Raw genomic sequence first — 17,781 nt, forward strand, 5'->3', positions numbered from 1 at the left:
CTACACCCCATAGACCTTCATCACCTCGTCCCCAAAGTGATTGATAACCTTCACGGCGATGCGTCCCGTCTTCGGCCGCACGAACGGCCGGCTTGTGGCGCGGTAGAGAGTCGCCCAGGCAGCCTCGTCGATCTCCGCCTTCAGTGCGGTCTTCAGCGTCTTGTAGGGGTCGTTCGCGCCCAGGAAATAAGCGTGTCGGACGAAGAAGCTCTCCTCGTCGTAGTCGGTGTCGACGAACCAAGCGGCAATACCCGACGTGTCGTCCGAGCGGACATCGCCGGTGTTGGGGTCGAATACGTCGATCCCCTTCACCTCCACCTCCAGCCGATCACCGTCGAGGCGGCGAATCTCAATGTCCGGTTCGCCGAACACCACGAATAGGTTCCCCTTGCCCGTGGTCTTAAGGTCATCGGCCATGTGCAGGTCGGGGTTCATCTTGGCCTGCAGGATCGGCAGGGGCCCGAGCTTGGTCAGCTCGCTTGCATGCGCGTCGTACGCGAAGGCGCAAGCGACCAGAACGTCGAAGCGCGCGTCGGCCGCCTCACGGGCGGCAGCCACAAGATCCGGGCGGGAGAGCGTGCCAAATTCGGGGCCGATCAGGATCGCGGCGCGGCGCTCGACACCCTCGCCTTCTGTGAACCGCCCCTCGGCGCCGATAAAGCGACCGGGCCAGGGCTGGAGCATAGTGAAGCGCAACCGGTCAGCGCGGTCACGGCCCTGAACGCCGGCGGCCGAAAGGTTCTCTAGCACCATAGAGGAGAAGTCTTGCGCCGGGGCGGTGGCCTGGTCGCGGAGCCGGCGCCCGCCCAGCGCCTCGAACTCCTCGTTGAGGTCGAGACTGTCTGCGGGGATGACGCGGTGGGGCGATAGGCTCTCCACCGTGAACGGGCCGGCGACCCGGACCTTGCCAGCGTCTACATAGGGCCGGTCGTAGAGCATCTCTACGTCGGCGGCCCGAGCAATCGCAGCGTCGATCTCGCGCTGCCGAGCGAGCCGCGCCTCCCACCACGCAGCATGGATACGGACCGCGTCCGGATAGAATTCCTCCAGCGCATCTGCCGGACGCTCGGGCAGAGTGGCGAGAGTGTAGTCCCACTCCCACTCGGCATTCATCCGATCGATGGCGCGCTGCCGGGCTGGAGTAGGTTGCCTGGGATCTTTTGCGCAGGCGTGCAGCACCTGAAATTCGGCGTCCCAGGGCCGCTCAGGCTCCCGCGGGATCTGCCACTCCTCCCAAGCGGTCTCCAGCAGCGCGTTCAGTTCCGCGCGAAGCGGCTCTAAGGTCGCTTGCCATCGCTCCCAGATCACGTCGATCTCGGCGTTGTTGGCGATTGACTTGAGGGTGACGTGTGGCGCGCGCTCGTAGACGAAGCCCTGACGGATGTCGCCATAGGCTGCGCTTTGCGGCTGCGGGCGGCCCGAGATCGCCTGCTCCTTTGCCCGGCCTTCAGGGCTGTCATTTAGCAGGTAGTAAGGGTAGCGAGCCGACATTAGCCGCGTACGGGCAAGCGCAAGCGCCACGCGGCTTGTGTCGACAGTGATCCAGCGCCGGCCCCACTGCTCAGCGACCGTCGCGGTTGTGCCAGAACCGCAGGTGGGATCTAGGACGAGATCACCGGGGTCAGTGGCCATTAGGATGCAGCGTTCGATCACTCGCGGAGTTGTTTGCACTACATACAATTTTTCCTGACCGAACCCACTCTGCCTCGTGTCATCCCACAAGTTATTATACGACTGGAATGGAAAATCATAAAAGTTCCGAGCGAATGTCAAAGTGTTTCCCATGCCGTAAAGCCTGTTAGCTTTATGCAATCTGCCAAAACCAATAATATTAGTCTTCCATCCACCCTTTGACGGCTTGTATTCTGTCCCACAAACTGTGTAAGGAAATCGAGTGGTGGGGGCACCAGTCTGCGATGTGAGAGGGCTAGCCCTAAAAATCGTCTTTTTTTCGAGATCCGAACGATCCGAGAGGTTTTCCTTAGAGGTTAGCGTCTTTACCTCATTACTTTCATTACGATAAAAGCGATAATTCGAGTCGTCCGACGGATCTCTCAGGAAGTACATTTGACGATACTTAACACATGATCGATCTTTGCAATACCAAATTACATAATCAGCAACCGATGCCAATACATCTGTCCCGATTGAAGGACTACCGGCACCGGTAGTCTTCAGGACGAAAATCAAAGAACAGAAATTTGCTGCTCCAAAGACCTCATCCATGACCGCGCGAACACGGTGAACATTCTCATCACCAATTTGCACAAAGATCGACCCGCTCTCATGCAGCAGCTCTCGAGCCACAGTGAGCCGGTCGCGCAGATAGGTGAGATACGAGTGGATGCCCTCCTTCCAGGTATCGCGGAACGCCTTCACCTGCTCGGGCTCGCGGGAGATGTCAGTCTGCTTGCCGTCCTTGACGTCGCGCGACTGCGTCGAGACCTGCCAGTTCGAGTTGAACTTGATGCCGTAGGGGGGGTCGAAGTAGATGCACTGCACCTGCCCCTTCACCTTCTCGCGCTGCGCGAGCGAGGCCATCACCTGGAGCGAGTCGCCCAGGATCATCCGGTTCGACCAATGCTGGTCGTGAGTGTAGAACTCGGTGCGCGCCTTTGAGTCGAGACCGTTAAAATCAGCAAACAGGTCGGGAACGTCGTCTTCGCGCGCGCGCGCGTCGGTGCGGCGCAAGTCGTCGATAATCGCCTTGGGGTGGATCTTCTCCTGGATGTATAGGGGCGGCGCCTGAACGATGAGGTCGGACCAGTCCTGCTGGTCTTTGCCGCGCCAAACGAGCTGCGCGTCGCCGATCGCTGTCTCGCCGGTCGCGACTAGTGCGCGCACCTGCTCCTCGGTGAGCTTGATACGGGCGCCGTTCCAGACGATCTGCGGATCGAGGTCCGGGTCGCGCGGTCGCGTCTCGCCTTTTGGAAGCGGCCGGGCGCGAGGATATGACTCGGGCCTAAAACCTGTGATTGCCTCCTCGGCCTCAGCGAAGCTCTGCAACTCGGCGGTGGGGATGTTCTTCCGCGCAGCCTCGTCATGCGTGAGGGTCTCGACCGACTTGGTCGCGTTGCGGGCGGGTCCACGAGCCATCAGCGGACCTCACTCAGAAGTGCAGCGTCGTCCGCTAGCGCGGCGTTCTCAGAAAACGCCTCAGCCTCATCGTCCGGGTCAAGCGGGGGTTGCGGGTCCAGTCCGGACGCAACGGCGTCTGTCGGAGGCGGCACGTCCCGTAAGGCCGGTCGCTTGGTCGCGTCGTCGATCAGGTCGAGGAGGCCGTCGAGGCGCGCGGCGAAGAACCCATGAAAGTCGTCGGCGCGCAACCGCGCCGGGTCGATGGCATGGCTGCGCAAGTAGGTGTCGAGGTTCGCTGGATCAACTGGCGGCTTCGCCGCCTCCAGGCGGTGGAGATACTTGCTCGGCGCGACGCCGCCGAGCATCCGGTTCGTCTTGGCAGACAGGGGTGTCTTGTTAACGATCGAGTCGAACGCACTCGCAGGCAGCTTCTGCTCCTGACACCAATCACGCGGAAAGATGTGGTGGATGTCGACGCTCTCGTCGAAGAACACCGCATGGTCATAGTCCTGACCCGACCGGAAATCCGTGGCCCCACTCTTCATCAGCAGGGCGTTGACGCCCTTGTAGGCCGCGGAGCCACGGGAGCGCAGCTCGCGGATGCGGCTGGCGCGCACGCTCGTATCCTTGAGCGTCGAGGGCTCCGGCCCGCCGTCGATCCAGGCCAACACCTCCACGACATCCTTGGCGAAGCGGGACTCGGCGGCCGAGCCGTAGAGTTCACCGAAGACGCCGCACCAGTACCAGGTGCGCACGCACTGTTTGGGCTGCTGGTGCTCCCAGCGGTCACCCAGCGAGGCGAGGATCGCAGCGAGCGGCACGATCTGGCTCTGGTAGGGCAGGTCGAACGAACGGTAGATCCGCTGCGTATGAAGGAACTTCGCGGCGCGCTCGAAGCCGAGTTGCAATCGATCGGCGTGGGTCTGGTAGGCCTCAACAGGCAGCGCCAGCAGGGCGTTGCGGGTGGCGCTCACCGGCGGCCGTCGATCATCGCTGCCGGCAGCGGCGTCCCGCTGGGCCTTCGAGTGCAGGAGCGCAATACCCTGCAAGAAATCCGTCGGAGCGATCTTCTCAAGCGCACGGAATTTCTTAAGTGCAGCGGCGCGCTTCGCCCAGTCCTCCCGCAGCTTGAAGCCCTTGCCGGCGAACATGGCTGTTATCAGCTCGAAAGCGTCGAGCGCTTTGCCGCCAGTATTCACCTTCTCGAAGACCAGACATACGGCTTCGTTTGTCGTTGATTTATCCAATGATATGACGGGAACTTGATACTTTCTAAATGAATCCACAATCTTTTCGCGAAATGCCTTCAAAATCAGCCGCTTGGACTTATTATCGTCCCAATAGTCCCAAAAGCCCTCTTGCCAACTTTCGTGGTCAAAGATTTTGTTCAAAGGGAAGCGAAGATGCTCATATTCTTTATCAGACGTCGAGAGATCAAGGACAACATCTTTGCCGAAATTGGTCCGTAAAATGCGGTCTTTGGGAAAAGCTTCGATCGCATCCTCGCGGTCGACGGATGGATCGAGGGCTTTATCAATGTTGAAATAGTAGAAGACATCGATCTTCTCGATCGGGTTCTGCCGGACGAGCGCCTGATACAGCGACGTCATACGCTGCTGGCCGTCGAGGAGCAGTTCACTCTCCGTCGCTACTTCGGCCTGAACCGGCGCACCTTGGATTGCGCGCGGCGTGAACGTCTTCCCGGACGACTTCAACGTCATCAGGGCTCCCACCGGAAATGCTTGAGAAAGGGACGCGATTAGACTCCGGATGCGATACTCATCCCAAACCCAATTGCGCTGAAAGTCCGGGAGCTTGATGTCGCCCTGTTCACAACGCTGCAGGAGAGTGTGGAGCGAGACAGGGTTGGTGGTGAACGTGGTCATCACGCAGCCTTGGAGGGGTTGATCAATGTGTCGACGAGTTCGCCAAAAGCCGTCTCGATGGCGAACACATCGCGGAATTCGTGGAAAGCGAAGCGGCCGTGCGCGCCCAGCGCGTTGACCCCCGGCACCCAGGACACAGCCATTGTCTCGGCTTTGAGCTGTGCGTCGGTACCGCGATAGCCCTTGGTCTCCAGCACTAGAGTGAGCGGGTCGGGCCGACCGTCGTCCAGGCGCACGAGAAAATCCGGTCGGTAGCGGCGCGGGACAGCCCCGTCGCGATAAGGCACCTCGAAGCCAAGCCCCTGGTTCTTCACGTAGGCGAGCACCCGCGGGTGCGCCTCCAGCACCCGAGCGAGCTCGCCCTCCCACTCGGAGTCGAGCACGACGTGGCTGACGTGACACTTACTGGGGTCGGTCTCCCAGACCGGCTTTGAGGTGGTGAAGTTCACGAACCGGGTCGAGCCCACCGGGTTATAAGGGTCGGGCACGGCCTTGATGCGCTTAGCATCTGGGATCGAGCGCTGACAGGCGAGATAGATGAACTCCACCGCCTGCTCGGCGAGTTGCGGGTAGAGCACGGCGGCCCGCGGGACACCCTTAGCAACGAGGTAGTCCCCGTCGAGCCAGAGCCGCACGACGCGCTGGGCCTGCCCGAACAGGTGGACAGGCAGGTGATCATCCGGATCTCGCAAGCGCGTCTCTAGCAGGCGCTTGGCGAGCTTGAACGACAGCTCACTCGGGCGCATCGTCTTGAAGGCTTCCTCAGCGTCCAGCGTCTCCTGCTCACCGACGATGCCGGCCATAAGCACCTTGGCCGGGCCAACGTTCTCTGGTGTCAGGACGAGGCGGCTGTCGTCAGTGAAGGTCGCGGTCAGCCGCTCATTCGGCAGGTCGAAGCGGTAGCCCTCGATGCGGGGGAAGCCGATCTCCAAGTCTGCGCGCTCACGCAGGGCCTGGACGCGGGTAAGCTTGCGAGGCGCGGCTGGCACCGAGACCACGGGCTCGGCCGTAAACGAGAACGGGATGCCGAGGATGTCGGCATACTCGACATTGAACAGCCCCTGGTCGTTGAGCTCATAGGACTGACGGCGCAGGCCGCGCCCGACCACCTGCTCGCATAGGAGCTGCGTGCCGAAGGCGCGCACGCCGAGGATGTGAGTGACGGTGTTGGCGTCCCAGCCCTCAGTCAGCATTGAGACCGAGACGACGCAACGCACACGTTCGCCGAGCCGCCCCTTGCGGCCGACCGTATTCATCACCTCACGCAGCAAGTCTGCGTCTGTGGTCTCGGCCGCCGTGACCGCGTCGACGCCGCGCTCGATCCGCTCGCGGCGGAACTGCTCAATCTCCGACCCCATCATGTCGCGGAAGGCGGGGTCGAGGGCCTCGCCCGACTCGAGCTGCTCGCTGTCGATGAGCAGCGTGTTAGGTTTGGCGAGGCGTTGACGGTTGTCATCGTAGTTGCGGAATAGGCGCAGGTGCCCGACGTGCCGCGTCTCGGCCTCACCGTCTGCGTTGGCGCGCTCGAAGCCGGCGATCCACTCGTAGACGAGCTTGGAAGTCGCCGTGTTGTTGCACACAACGATGAACACGGGCGGCACATCTATGCCGGCCCGCTCCCAGGCCTCGCTGGTCTTCTCGTAATGCGCGTAAAGGGCGTGGAGCGCCGTTTGGAGCTGGCTCGGGAAGACGTGAGAGAGCGGGTCGAGGGTGCCGGCCTTGCCTGCGCCCTTCTTCGGCATCGCCTTGCCGATGTGCTCCCACAGCTCACGGTAGAGCGGCACCTCGCCGCTTGCGGCGTTGTCGGCGATCGGCACGCGGGGCAGCTTGACGATGCCGCACTCGATAGCATCGATGAGCGAGAAGTCGCTCACCGTCCACGGAAACAGGGTGCCCTCCAGGTAGCCCGAGCCACGCAGAAAGAACGGCGTGGCCGACAGGTCGTAGACCGCGCGCAAGCCGACCTTGCGCTTCAGCGCCTCGATCCCAGAGATCCAGAGCCGGGCGGCCTCAGCGTTGCGCTTGGCCTCCTCGCGATCCTCGGCCGCGACCGCGTCCTCGGCGGCCCCGGGCTTCTCGCGGTAACAGTGGTGCGCCTCGTCGTTGATCACTACGAGGTTCTTGATCGGCAATAGCTCACGGCAGACCCGCTGGAGCATCGCGCCCTCGGACTCGATCGTGTCGATCGGCGCGTGCCGTCCCTGGAGCAGTGAGCGCCCGACCTTCGACACCTCCAGCGTCTCGCGGCGCTTGAACGCGTGGTAGTTCGTCAGCACGATCTTGGCCTGCCCCATGTCCTGGAGCATGTCGGCCGGTACCAGTTCGCGCTTGTCGTAGTAGGCGTCGGGGTCGCCGGGCATCAGCACACGCAGGCGGTCGCGGATCGTGATCCCCGGCGTGACCAGCAGGAAGCCTCGGGTGAAATGTTTCGCGTTCGGGCTTCGGACCGCGTTGATGGTCTGCCACGCGATCAGCATGGCCATCACTGTCGTCTTGCCGGCCCCGGTCGCCATCTTAAGCGCGAGGCGTGGCAGGCCAGGGTTGGCGCCCTCGTTTGCACCCTCGATGTGGCGGATCAGGTGCGCGTATTGGCGCTGCCGCCCGGCGACCTCGGTAAGCCAGATTGCGGTCTCGACGGCCTCGACCTGACAGAAGAACGGCCGAGGCCCATGCCAGTCGTGGTCGCGGCGCCAATGCTGGAGCAGCCGCTGTGTCGCGGGCGTGACGCCCCAGTCCGCGGGATTGGACAGCGCGCGCCAGGAAGCGACGTGCGCGCGGATCTCGTTGATGATCGGCGTCGGGTTGTAGGCCTGCTCTGCGGATGACAGACCGGCGCCGTCGCCGAGCCCCAGATCCGCCTGCTTGCCTTTGCCGCGCTGCTTCTTCGCCTTCGGCACGGGCGTGATGAGCGCTGAGCGCCGACGGCCTTGGACCGGCTGCTGTTCGAGGGGCTGGCCGTCGGCATCCAGCGCGTGATGTTGGGTGGGAACCTCGTAGGGCGAGTTGAGGATCGGCTGCTCGAAGAACGGCTTCGCCACGCTGTCTCCCCCGAGGACGGTTCTGTTCGTCTTCCCGCTGGTTAGATAACGAGGATAATGAGCCGCTGCGAGCAGCCTTAGCACCAAGCGGTCGGGAAGTTGCACACTGTGCCCTGCACGCAACTTCAAGCTGGCTCAGGCTTCAACCAGCCAGGCGCTATGGCCTGTCTCCGGAAATTTAGCTCGCGATCCGTTTCTGATCTTCCTTGTCGGCCCGGACCGAGCCCCAGCGGTGGCTGCAAGCACTCGATATGATCTGGCGTCGTCCAGAGATGGTGATCACGGCCATCCGGACATTTTGTCCGAAATTTTCCTTCAATCAGATTTTTATTGGCGGGTGAGTCAGCTTCCAGCGCTTGAGATATGCGGTGTACCGGGGGCCTACACCTGAGGCCGGGTCTGCAGTGACGGTGCTTGTTACAGCGAAGCTCGATGGAACCGTAGGGGATGAGGTGCAAGGCCTGCTCACCCTGGCTGGCGCCGCGGCGCACTAGCTCGCCGAATACCTCGATCTGACCCTTGTGGTCATCAAGCCCGCCAACTTCAGGATGATGCAATAACCTGCGCCTGAACGGTGTTGATCGCGAAGCGAGGTCGTATCATTGTGAGCAACGAGCGATGCAAACAGTGATACGGCGCTTCGATGGCCAACGGACGGTTCATCTCCTATCTGCGCGTGAGCACGGATCGGCAGGGTAGGTCCGGTCTCGGCCTGGAGGCGCAGCGTTCAGCCGTCACGGACTATCTGAACGGCGGCGCCTGGACTTTGGTCGCCGAGGTGGTCGAAGTCGAGAGCGGCGCGAACAGCGAGCGTCCGGAACTGGCCGGCGCACTAGCTCTGTGCCGCGCACACCGCGCTACGCTCGTGGTCGCCAAGCTCGATCGGCTGGCCCGTGACGCTCACTTCCTCCTGGGCCTCAGCAAGGCGGGCGTGGACTTCGTCGCCTGTGACATGCCCTCGGCGAACCGGATGACCGTCGGCATCATGGCGGTGGTCGCCGAGGAAGAGCGTCGGATGATCTCGGCCCGAACGAAGGCGGCGCTGGCCGCCGCGAAGGCACGGGGGCAGGTGCTGGGGGGCTTCCGTGGCCGGACCGGCACCGCGGAGGATGCGGCCAAGGCGCGGGCCGCCCGCGGGCGAAACGCCGACGCACAGGCTGAAGCGCTGGCGCCCATCCTCGCGCGCATCGATCCGAACGGCACTGCGTCGCTGCGCACCGTGGCGGCGGCGCTGGCCGCCGAGAACGTCCCGACGCCGAGCGGACGCGGCACCTGGACACCGACCGCCGTGGCGCGCCTGCGGGCGCGTCTCGCGCCCACCTCCTGACCGGGGCGCCCACATCCCGCCTGCAATCATCGCGCAGAGGATGAGCGTGAATGCGTTTTTCGGGCCGTGACGAGGCGAGGGGCCTTTGCGCGGAGATATCGAGCGGCTGATGGTGCAGCAGGCCCCACGCCCTTTCTGGTGCAGCCCGCCCTTTCATCTGCGAGCCACCCGACGATCAATCGAAGAAGCCGCCCGTCGTAATCGGCTCCGGGGCGTCGAGGGCGAGCAGTTCTTCCGAGACATCGATCGCTTCCGTCTCGATCGTCGGCGCGTCTAGCTCGGCGAGATAGGCGACGGCCCGCGCACGGGCTTCGGCAAGCTCGGCACGCGTCATCTCGGAAAGCGGCTTGTCGAGCCCGATGGCGTCAACGCCGCCGAGGTGCGTCATCTCCGCGAGCGTGCGCGCGGCTGCGACCCGGGCGTTCTTGGGCGCGGTGCGGTCACCGGAAATCTCGATCAGGGTACGGGCTGCAACCTCTGCGCCTTCGGTGCGCACCCGGTGTATCGCGGCGGCGCGCATCGCGCGGGCCTTCTCAGCGTCATCCATCGTCTCGTCCTCCTAGTCGAAGAAGCCGCCGGCCGGCGGCTCACCGTCCGCGCTCGCCGCGATCTCCGCGTCGAGGTGTGCGAGATGAGCGACGGCCCTCGCGCGCAGCGCCGCCAGTTCGACCTGGTCCGGCGTCGGCGCCGGGCCGGGCTCATGCAGGATCTCTTCAAGCCAGCGGCGCGCATCGAGATTGCGGCGCCTGCGTGCCCGTTCGGTCGCGCTGCCCGGCTTGATCGCCTGCCGCCGCTCCTCAAGCTGCGCGTGCTCCTCCGGAAGCATCGCCGCGATCTCTGCGCGGCGCTTCCTCCGCGCCCAGGCTTTGAGGGCGTCGCTGCGCGGCTTGCCGGTCGGGAGGCCATTCGGAAAGCCGGGCGTGTGCCATCCGGCCGGCCCATCGCCCCTTGGGGTTGCGCCCCCATGGAACCGACATCTTGTCCGGCCTTTGGCGGGCGTCTGCCGACACGGCTCTCCAGTCGATTTGGCGTGCGCGCCACAGCTCGGATGAAGGTGGCGCTCGGCGTGGAAGCGCTGGAGGGCCTTGGCGCCGATGGCTGGGAAGTCCGGAGCGTAGTGGCCGCCTCCTCGGCGGCTTCCTACCCGCGGAGGTCGGGCTGAGCGCCTGGGCATCACGGCGTTCCTCCTAGAGGTAGCGCGCCGAAGCTTCCACATCCCCCTCTTTCTGCCCTGCAACGAGGCGCCGACAATGCCGCTCGCGTACGCGCGTAGTGATTTTGACCCATCGAGAAAAAAGAGACTGGGGAGTGTGGTAGGTAAGGAGAGCCAAGAAGAATTCTGCATCTCACGCACGCGAGCGGCATTGTCGGCGCTCTTCGGGGTTCATGCATCGCGCAGACCCCTCTTTGCCGACAATGCCGCTGCGAGCCGCTGCTGTGCCTGCGCACGCTGCACCTTTTCGCGCGCAGCATGTGCCGCGAACCGTTCGTGTATGTGCGGGTTGACCGTCCAACGCGACGGGCCTTCCGCTCCTCGATCAGCGACCGAAACCCATCCGGCGTTCTCCAGGGCTCCCATCGCCGCCAGGGTGCGGCGGCGCTCGCCTTGCAATGCCCGGCGGCCCTTCTCAATGTCGCGTGGCGTCACGGACAACTTGTCCGGATGCGTCAGAAGAAACCCAGCGATCTCGCGCGCCTCGACGGTGTGCTCGGCCGGTTCGTAGAACTCGCCGTAGAACCGGAGTGCGTGCCGCACGAGGAACTGAGCGAACCGGGACGCTCGACGCGCGGTCTCAGCCGTCACCGGCACGCCCGGCCCAGCCGGCACCGTTTCGAGGATCGCCCACGTATCGAGCGCGTGAAACGTGAGGGCGATCCGATACAAGAAGCCTTCCCACTTCGATACGTGGCCTTCCCACGCGGCCGACGCCCCCGGGATGGCGCTCAAGGCACGGATCCGGCGCCAAGTCGCCGTGAGGATCGCGCGGGCCTCGGGCGACAGGTAAACCGTTCCACCGCCCGTGTTCCGGATGTCGTACATGCCGCGCACGGCGCGCTCGTACTGGGCCACCGCGTCCGGGTCGGCCGGCACGTCGAGCGGTTCGCGCTCGGCGCCGTCATCCATGATCGGAATGAGCCGTTGAAGGAAGCCGTCGCTGCCGAGATCGCGCGTCAGCGTGCGTATCTTCTCCGGCTGCGTCGAGGCGATCAGGCCCATCAGGGCGCTTTCCGCCCGGACCGTCCCGCCGACCCGCTCAAAGCTCACGGGGCCGCCGTCGAGCATCGTGAGGATCGTGCCTCGATCGCCTTCGCTACCTCGCTTGTAGGCACCCATGCTGCCGAGGAAGGCGGACAGTTCGTCCGGATGCCGGATGATGCCGGTCGGGTTGTCGGCGTGGATGCGGACCTGTTTCTCCACCGTCGCATTGTCGACGCCTATCTGGTGCTCGGGCGGCTGCGGCGGTGCGCCGGCTTTGGGAGTGCCCTTCGGCGTACAGTGCAGCGCCCGCCACGCCGCCCGCTGCGCGCCCGACGCTTGGTGCAGTTCACTGTCCAGAGTTCGGATGGGTGCGAGGGCCGCGGCGATGGTCGGCGACTTCTTCCTGCCCGGCCGGGCGACGATGACGATTGCGAGCGATGCCGGCGGCTGAAATCCCGCGCTGTGTTCCCTCACCCGCAGGGTGAGCGCGTTGCCGATCGTGCCGGCAAGGGCAGCTATCGCTGCCACAGCGGCAAAGCTCTCGGGCACGCCCATCTGTACGGCTACCGTGCGCGCGAATGGGGCGACCACATCCGGCAGGCTCCCCTCAGGAGGTGTGGAGAGATCGGATGGATCGTCGTCGCCGAATATGTCGAGCGGATCGCCGTCGCGGAACGTCTCGCCTGTCGTAGCAGGCGCTTCGCCGCCGCCGCACGTCTCAGCTGTATTAGCAAGCGCTTCGTCGGCTGCGCCGGCAACCGGCGTGAACATCGCTGCGGGCCCTGCCTTGGCGACCTTGGCGAAAGCCTTCTCGACAGTCCCGGCGAGATAGGCCTCCGCCCGGCCGGAACCGCGGCGCTCGTCCTCGTCCTCGAACTTGTCGGGCGAGTATGCGGCCACGATCGCAGCGACTTCCGCCCGGTCCGACATGCCTCCCTCGACACTGGCGCACGCGATAGCGAAGTCGCGGTCCGATCGTCCGCCTTGCTCGGCGCGCTCGGCGTTCAGCAGCTTGTCGAGCACGGGGTGCGCTGCGCGGGCGGCTGTAAGGCGCACCACCAGATCGGCCGGCAGTTCGCCAGGCTCACCGCAGGCCTCCCATGCAAGGGACATGTCGAACGCGGGCGCTGAGACCGGGTAGGCCTGCTCAGGCTCATCCGGTGGCGCCAGGGCCACGAGACTGTCGAGGGTGTGGAAGCGCCAGGGCTTGAACACCGTCCCGACCGCAGCGGCCGGTTTGCGCCCGCGCTTCTGCTTCCTCGCGTTCGGCAGGTTCACCGTCCCAGGCAGCCGGAACAGATGCGCGGCGTCGTTCGTGGCATCGCCGCCATACAGGCGTGCGAGCGCACGGGACTGCGCCTCGACCGCCGCGATGTTTTCGGCCGTCGCCGGCAACGGCTTTGGGAAGAGGAACACGACCTGCAAGCCCGCGCCACTATCGATGATGGCACTCGGACCGTGTGGATCCTCGATCATGCCTTTGGCCACACCCCTCAGACGTTCGCGCTCGCGCGCGAGACCGCCGGGTTGGGCCTCGATCTCCGGTCGCGGATCGATGTCGACGATCACACCCCGCAATGCGGACAAATCCTCGCGCCGGACCCGTCCCACCTTCCCTTGCTGCAGATTCTGCGGGACCGGCTCGTTCAGGGCGAAGTGCAGGTTGTGGGTGCCCTGTCGCTCCTCAATCCAAGCGGACATGACATCCAACTCGGCCGGTAACGTGAAGGTCCGCCCGTGACAGGCTCCTGTTGCGGGATGGATCGCCGCGAGGGGAATGCGGCCGGAGTTGATCAGATCAATGACGAAGGTAGTGAAATTCTTGGTATCCCAATGCGGCAACGCGATTGATGCCAGCGCAGCCACGTTGCCTTCGCTGATTGGTTGCGGTTCGGGCTGGCCGGGACCATAATTGCTTGCGTCCATGATGCTTTTCCGGCGAGGGCAGTGCTTGTTGGCGCTCGCGTGCTGGAATGTGAGACGAGGCGGCGGCTACCCGGTGGTGCGGGGGCCGCCGTTTCACGTTCAGCGAGCTATTGCGTCCGCGCCGCGCCAAACCGTGCGAGAGACGATAGGCGCGAGGAAGCTCAAGGCTGACGCACCAAGTTTTGTCTCGACATATTGGACTGCACGAATAACGCCCAGAAGGTCATTCGTTCGAAACGACGGCGGGACGCACACATAGTAGGCGCAATACCAACCTTCGATGTCGTTCCGGACCCAGAGTATGGTGTCGGCACCGTGTCCAACTCCGCGAACATCGACATCGCTGCTTAGCAATGGTCGAAGCTGTATGGCTCGCGGATTGTCAGGGTCGAAGAATTCGGCGTTTCCAGCCGCAAAATTTGTCGCTGCGTACTGGTGCACTGCCGTTTGCCCGTCCGGCAGCAGACCGATCGAATGCACGAGAAACTCGGGACGATGGCTCATCACGCTGCCCCCACACGGGCGGCGAGGAAGGCGTCGGCATCGATACGGCGGACGACTGTGCGACTGCCGATCTTGAGGGGCTTCAGATCGCCCCGCGTGAACAGGCGGTAGACGCCCGTGCGCGAGATGCGGAAGTAGTCGGCAAGCTCCTCGACGGAGAGCGTTGCGGCAGAGGGGACAGGTTGGCTTCTGTGGGACATCGGCGGTCTCAGCGGTATGTGATGCGCTGAGACGGTACGTGCTGGCACCCCGGATTAAACGGCTCGAATGTAGGCGTCTTTATCCGGCACTCGGATCCCGACCGTCAGCCTCGATCGCGTCGGGTCGGCCGTCCGCCTCCACACCTTCCTCATCGGCGATCTCGTCGAAGAAGAGGTGCGGCCACTTCGATTGAAAGTCGCGGTATGCGTCGGCGACGGCACCGGGCGTCATGTCCGGCCTGCTTCCGCCTTTCCCGTGCGCCGTCCCCTGCAGAGCGGCCCCGACATCATGCTTCTTCCGCAGTTGAGGATCGGCGAGATACGGAGGTGCCTCCTTGAAGGCCTGCGCTTCCGTTCGTCCCGCCTCCATCAGATCTCGGACGACCGCGTTGATGAGGAGCAGCCGCGGAGTGTCCTTCGGGCGACCGGGACCGAATAGCGCCTCGTGAGTGAGCCCCATCTTAGCCAGAAGCACTCGAGCCGCAGGAGTGTTCTGCGCCAGGGCGTGTCGCAGTCCCACGAACGTTTCGCCGTGGCGTTCGGCCTCAGCGGCGAGAAAGTTGAGCGCATCCCTACCTGCCTCGACCTTTCGGCCGGAGGGCCAACGAGCGGTAAGCTCAGGCTTTCGACGGCTCATCGCGCCGATCTGCAAGCAACGATTTCGACAACGAAACGCGCCCGGACCGTACTCATCGCAGCTAAGTGCTTGAAAACCCTGGCGCGCCCTACGGGAATCGAACCCGTGTTTTCGCCGTGAAAGGGCGACGTCCTGGACCGCTAGACGAAGGGCGCTCTGGCTGGGCCGGGGTTCTATAGTCGGACCGGAGACGCCCGGCAACCGTCCAGGCGCGGCACAGGTGCCACAGGCCCCGAGTTCGCAGGCCCGAGTTCGCAGGCCCGAGTTCGCAGGCCCTGTGTTTGACCGCGCGCCGGGTTGGGGCGATGGAGAGCCATGCCCCAGCCCACCCCTCGCATGACCCTCGTCCTCGGCGGGGCGCGGTCCGGCAAGAGCGCCTACGCGGAGGGGCTGATCGAAGCCTGCCCCGGCCCGTGGCTCTATCTCGCCACCGCCCAGGCCTTCGACGACGAGATGGTCGACCGCATCGCCCAGCACCGCGCGCGGCGCGGCGGCGCTTGGCGCACCCGCGACGTGCCGCTCGCCCTGCCGGAGGCGGTCGCCGAGGCCGAGGGACCGGTCCTGGTCGACTGCCTCACGCTCTGGCTCACCAACCTGATCCTGGCGGAGGCCGACGTGGCGCAGGCCGCGGCGCGGCTCCTCGCCGCCTGCGCCGACGTCCCGGGCCCGCTCGTGCTGGTCGGCAACGAGGTCGGGCTCGGGATCGTCCCCGACAACGCCCTCGCCCGGCGCTTCCGCGACGCCGCCGGCCGCCTCCACCAGCAACTCGCCGCGCGGGCCGACCGGGTCGTGCTCACCGTGGCCGGCCTGCCGCTGCTCGTGAAGCCGCAGGCCCTTCAGACACCAGTCCACCCGACAGGAGCCTCCGCATGAGCGACGACGCCGCGCGCCACCGGGAGAAGATGGAGAAGCGCAAGGCCGTCCAGGACGCCGAGGTGGCCGCCAAGACCCTCGAGAAGGGCCTCCTCCTCGTCCATACCGGCCCCGGCAAGGGCAAGAGCACGGCGGCCCTGGGGCTGATGCTCCGGGCGCTCGGCCGCGGCTGGCGGGTCGGCATGGTGCAGTTCATCAAGGGCGGCTGGGACACGGGCGAGCGCCACGCCGTGGCGGCCTTCGGCGACCGGGTCGTGTGGCACACCCTCGGGGAGGGGTTCACCTGGGAGACCCAGGACAAGGCGCGGGACATCGCCGCCTGCCGCCACGCCTGGGAGGTCGCCGCGGGGCTGATAGCCGATCCCACGATCCGCCTGCTCGTCCTCGACGAGCTCAACATCGCGCTGCGCTACGACTATCTCGACCTCGACGCGGTGCTAGCCGCCCTGCGCGCGCGCCGGCCGGACCTGCACGTCGTGGTCACCGGCCGCAACGCCAAGCCGGCCCTGATCGAGGCCGCCGACCTCGTCACCGAGATGGGCAGCGTCAAGCACCACTTCGCCGCCGGCGTGAAGGCGCAGGAAGGGATCGAGTTCTGAGCCCGCCGCGGACCAAGGCCCTGATGATCCAGGGCACCGGCTCCGACGTCGGCAAGTCCCTGATCGTGGCGGGGCTGGCGCGCGCCTTCACCGAGCGGGGCTTGGCGGTGCGGCCGTTCAAGCCGCAGAACATGTCGAACAACGCCGCCGTCACCGCCGACGGCGGCGAGATCGGCCGGGCGCAGGCGCTCCAGGCCCGGGCCGCCCGGGTGGCGCCCTCCGTGCACATGAACCCGGTCCTGCTGAAGCCGCAGAGCGAGGTCGGCTCCCAGGTGGTGGTTCAGGGCCGGATGGTCGCCACCGTGAAGGCGCGCGACTACCAGGCCTGGAAGCCCCGGCTGATGGCCGCCGTCCTCGACAGCTTTTCCCACCTCGCGGAAGAGGCCGACTTGGTTCTGGTCGAAGGCGCGGGCTCGGCGTCGGAAATAAACCTGCGCGTGGGCGACATCGCCAATATGGGCTTCGCCCGGGCCACCGACACGCCGGTGGTGCTGGTCGGCGACATCGACCGGGGCGGGGTGATCGCGAGCCTCGTCGGCACGAAGGCGGTGATCGACCCGGACGACGCCGCGATGGTCGCCGGCTTCCTCGTCAACCGGTTCCGCGGGGACCCGAGCCTGTTCGCCGACGGGATGCGGCTGATCGCCGAGCGCACCGGCTGGGCGGCGCTCGGCCTCGTGCCGCACTTCCCCGACGCCGCGCGCCTGCCGGCCGAGGACGCGCTGGGCCTCGCCGGCTCGGACTCGCGCAAGCCCGGCTCCGTCACGGTGGCGGTGCCGGTGCTGCCGCGCATCGCCAATTTCGACGATCTCGACCCGCTGCGAGCGGAGCCGAACGTGTCGGTGGTGCTGGTCCGGCCCGGAACGCCGATCCCCGCCGAGGCCGCCCTCGTGCTGCTGCCGGGCTCGAAGACCACGATCGACGACCTGGAGGCTTTCCGCCGGGAGGGCTGGGACGTCGACCTGCGCGCCCATGTCCGCCGGGGCGGCCGGGTGCTCGGCCTGTGCGGCGGCTACCAGATGCTGGGCAACAGCCTCGCCGACCCGCACGGGATCGAGGGGGCGCCCCGGACGGTGCCGGGCCTCGGGCTCCTCGCCGTCGACACCGTGATGACGCCGGAGAAGCGCCTCGCCGCCGTCACCGGCACGAGCCTGCCCGACGGCGTGCCGTTCGCCGGTTACGAGATGCATATCGGCGCGACGGAGGGCCCCGACGCGGACCGGCCGCTGCTGCGCCTCGCCGACGGGCGCCCGGACGGGGCGGTCTCGGCGGACGGTCGGGTGGCCGGGACCTACGTGCACGGCCTGTTCGCCGACGACGCCCAGCGGGCGGCGTGGCTCGCGCGCCTGGGCACCGCCTCGGCGGGCGCCGGCTACGAGGCCGGGGTCGAGGCGGCGCTGGACGGCCTCGCGCGACACATCGCGGCCCATGTCGACTGCGACCGCCTCCTGGCGCTTGCCCGGTAGGCGGGGCGCGGGCCAGGGAATACTCTGTGTTATGCCGGCCCCGCCAC

12 protein-coding genes, 1 tRNA gene and 1 pseudogene are annotated in these 17,781 nt (G+C 65.7%); 4 read left to right on the forward strand and 10 right to left on the reverse strand.

The window, feature by feature from the left end; genetic code table 11:
• The 3 genes from LOK46_RS07855 to LOK46_RS07865 are packed head-to-tail and all read right to left on the reverse strand — an operon-like array spanning nucleotide 1 to nucleotide 8,002.
• Complete coding sequence (locus LOK46_RS07855; RefSeq protein WP_273563260.1) at nucleotides 1-3,096, reverse strand: site-specific DNA-methyltransferase; 3,096 nt, start codon at nucleotides 3,094-3,096, stop codon at nucleotides 1-3.
• Nucleotides 3,096-4,964, reverse strand: a complete 1,869-nt coding sequence (locus tag LOK46_RS07860; RefSeq protein ID WP_273563261.1) for a GmrSD restriction endonuclease domain-containing protein — start codon at nucleotides 4,962-4,964, stop codon at nucleotides 3,096-3,098. Before LOK46_RS07860 ends, LOK46_RS07855 begins: the two co-directional genes overlap by 1 nt.
• Nucleotides 4,964-8,002, reverse strand: coding sequence for a BPTD_3080 family restriction endonuclease (locus tag LOK46_RS07865; protein ID WP_273563262.1), 3,039 nt, complete (start codon nucleotides 8,000-8,002; stop codon nucleotides 4,964-4,966). The genes LOK46_RS07860 and LOK46_RS07865 overlap by 1 nt, the downstream gene beginning before the upstream one ends.
• 643 nt (nucleotides 8,003-8,645) lie before the next feature.
• Here LOK46_RS07865 and LOK46_RS07870 point away from each other — a divergent pair.
• Entirely contained in the window at nucleotides 8,646-9,329 is a 684-nt protein-coding gene (locus LOK46_RS07870; RefSeq protein WP_273563263.1) for a recombinase family protein, read from the forward strand.
• A gap of 175 nt (nucleotides 9,330-9,504) precedes the next feature.
• Here the strand turns inward: LOK46_RS07870 and LOK46_RS07875 are convergent, their stop codons facing one another.
• The 7 genes and pseudogenes from LOK46_RS07875 to LOK46_RS07900 all read right to left on the reverse strand — a co-directional run bounded on the left by LOK46_RS07875 (nucleotide 9,505) and on the right by LOK46_RS07900 (nucleotide 14,951).
• Complete coding sequence (locus LOK46_RS07875) at nucleotides 9,505-9,876, reverse strand: hypothetical protein (protein WP_273563264.1); 372 nt, start codon at nucleotides 9,874-9,876, stop codon at nucleotides 9,505-9,507.
• Nucleotides 9,877-9,888: 12 nt separating this feature from the next.
• Nucleotides 9,889-10,155 (reverse strand): hypothetical protein, encoded by a 267-nt coding sequence (locus LOK46_RS07880; protein WP_273563265.1) that lies wholly within the window; start codon nucleotides 10,153-10,155, stop codon nucleotides 9,889-9,891.
• A 168-nt stretch (nucleotides 10,156-10,323) separates the two neighbouring features.
• Nucleotides 10,324-10,674: pseudogene (locus LOK46_RS32915) on the reverse strand (hypothetical protein); the annotation flags it as partial.
• Nucleotides 10,675-10,713: 39 nt separating this feature from the next.
• Nucleotides 10,714-13,455, reverse strand: a complete 2,742-nt coding sequence (locus LOK46_RS07885; protein ID WP_273563266.1) for a DUF3987 domain-containing protein — start codon at nucleotides 13,453-13,455, stop codon at nucleotides 10,714-10,716.
• Nucleotides 13,456-13,958: 503 nt separating this feature from the next.
• Nucleotides 13,959-14,159 (reverse strand): helix-turn-helix domain-containing protein, encoded by a 201-nt coding sequence (locus tag LOK46_RS07890; RefSeq protein WP_273563267.1) that lies wholly within the window; start codon nucleotides 14,157-14,159, stop codon nucleotides 13,959-13,961.
• A 79-nt stretch (nucleotides 14,160-14,238) separates the two neighbouring features.
• Nucleotides 14,239-14,796, reverse strand: a complete 558-nt coding sequence (locus tag LOK46_RS07895; protein ID WP_273563268.1) for a hypothetical protein — start codon at nucleotides 14,794-14,796, stop codon at nucleotides 14,239-14,241.
• Nucleotides 14,797-14,875: 79 nt separating this feature from the next.
• Nucleotides 14,876-14,951, reverse strand: a tRNA-Glu gene (locus tag LOK46_RS07900).
• A 160-nt stretch (nucleotides 14,952-15,111) separates the two neighbouring features.
• On the opposite strand from LOK46_RS07900, the gene cobU reads away from it, so the two are divergent.
• The 3 genes from cobU to LOK46_RS07915 are packed head-to-tail and all read left to right on the forward strand — an operon-like array spanning nucleotide 15,112 to nucleotide 17,734.
• Nucleotides 15,112-15,669 carry a bifunctional adenosylcobinamide kinase/adenosylcobinamide-phosphate guanylyltransferase gene (gene cobU, locus LOK46_RS07905; protein ID WP_273563269.1) on the forward strand — a complete coding sequence of 186 codons (558 nt, stop codon included), beginning with the start codon at nucleotides 15,112-15,114 and terminating at the stop codon, nucleotides 15,667-15,669.
• Nucleotides 15,666-16,268 carry a cob(I)yrinic acid a,c-diamide adenosyltransferase gene (gene cobO / locus LOK46_RS07910; protein WP_273563270.1) on the forward strand — a complete coding sequence of 201 codons (603 nt, stop codon included), beginning with the start codon at nucleotides 15,666-15,668 and terminating at the stop codon, nucleotides 16,266-16,268. Before cobU ends, cobO begins: the two co-directional genes overlap by 4 nt.
• 23 nt (nucleotides 16,269-16,291) lie before the next feature.
• Entirely contained in the window at nucleotides 16,292-17,734 is a 1,443-nt protein-coding gene (locus LOK46_RS07915) for a cobyric acid synthase (protein ID WP_273563271.1), read from the forward strand.
• Nucleotides 17,735-17,781: the final 47 nt, after the last annotated feature.

The organism is Methylobacterium sp. NMS14P (genome assembly GCF_028583545.1).
Lineage (GTDB): Bacteria > Pseudomonadota > Alphaproteobacteria > Rhizobiales > Beijerinckiaceae > Methylobacterium.

Coding starts and splice junctions, on each gene's coding strand:
- LOK46_RS07855 (WP_273563260.1), bottom strand. CDS start 3,096: ATGGCTCGTGGACCCGCCCGCAACGCGACCAAGTCGGTCGAGACCCTC.
- LOK46_RS07860 (WP_273563261.1), bottom strand. CDS start 4,964: ATGACCACGTTCACCACCAACCCTGTCTCGCTCCACACTCTCCTGCAG.
- LOK46_RS07870 (WP_273563263.1), top strand. CDS start 8,646: ATGGCCAACGGACGGTTCATCTCCTATCTGCGCGTGAGCACGGATCGG.
- LOK46_RS07875 (WP_273563264.1), bottom strand. CDS start 9,876: ATGGATGACGCTGAGAAGGCCCGCGCGATGCGCGCCGCCGCGATACAC.
- LOK46_RS07880 (WP_273563265.1), bottom strand. CDS start 10,155: ATGCTTCCGGAGGAGCACGCGCAGCTTGAGGAGCGGCGGCAGGCGATC.
- LOK46_RS07885 (WP_273563266.1), bottom strand. CDS start 13,455: ATGGACGCAAGCAATTATGGTCCCGGCCAGCCCGAACCGCAACCAATC.
- LOK46_RS07890 (WP_273563267.1), bottom strand. CDS start 14,159: ATGTCCCACAGAAGCCAACCTGTCCCCTCTGCCGCAACGCTCTCCGTC.
- LOK46_RS07895 (WP_273563268.1), bottom strand. CDS start 14,796: ATGAGCCGTCGAAAGCCTGAGCTTACCGCTCGTTGGCCCTCCGGCCGA.
- cobU (WP_273563269.1), top strand. CDS start 15,112: ATGCCCCAGCCCACCCCTCGCATGACCCTCGTCCTCGGCGGGGCGCGG.
- cobO (WP_273563270.1), top strand. CDS start 15,666: ATGAGCGACGACGCCGCGCGCCACCGGGAGAAGATGGAGAAGCGCAAG.
- LOK46_RS07915 (WP_273563271.1), top strand. CDS start 16,292: ATGATCCAGGGCACCGGCTCCGACGTCGGCAAGTCCCTGATCGTGGCG.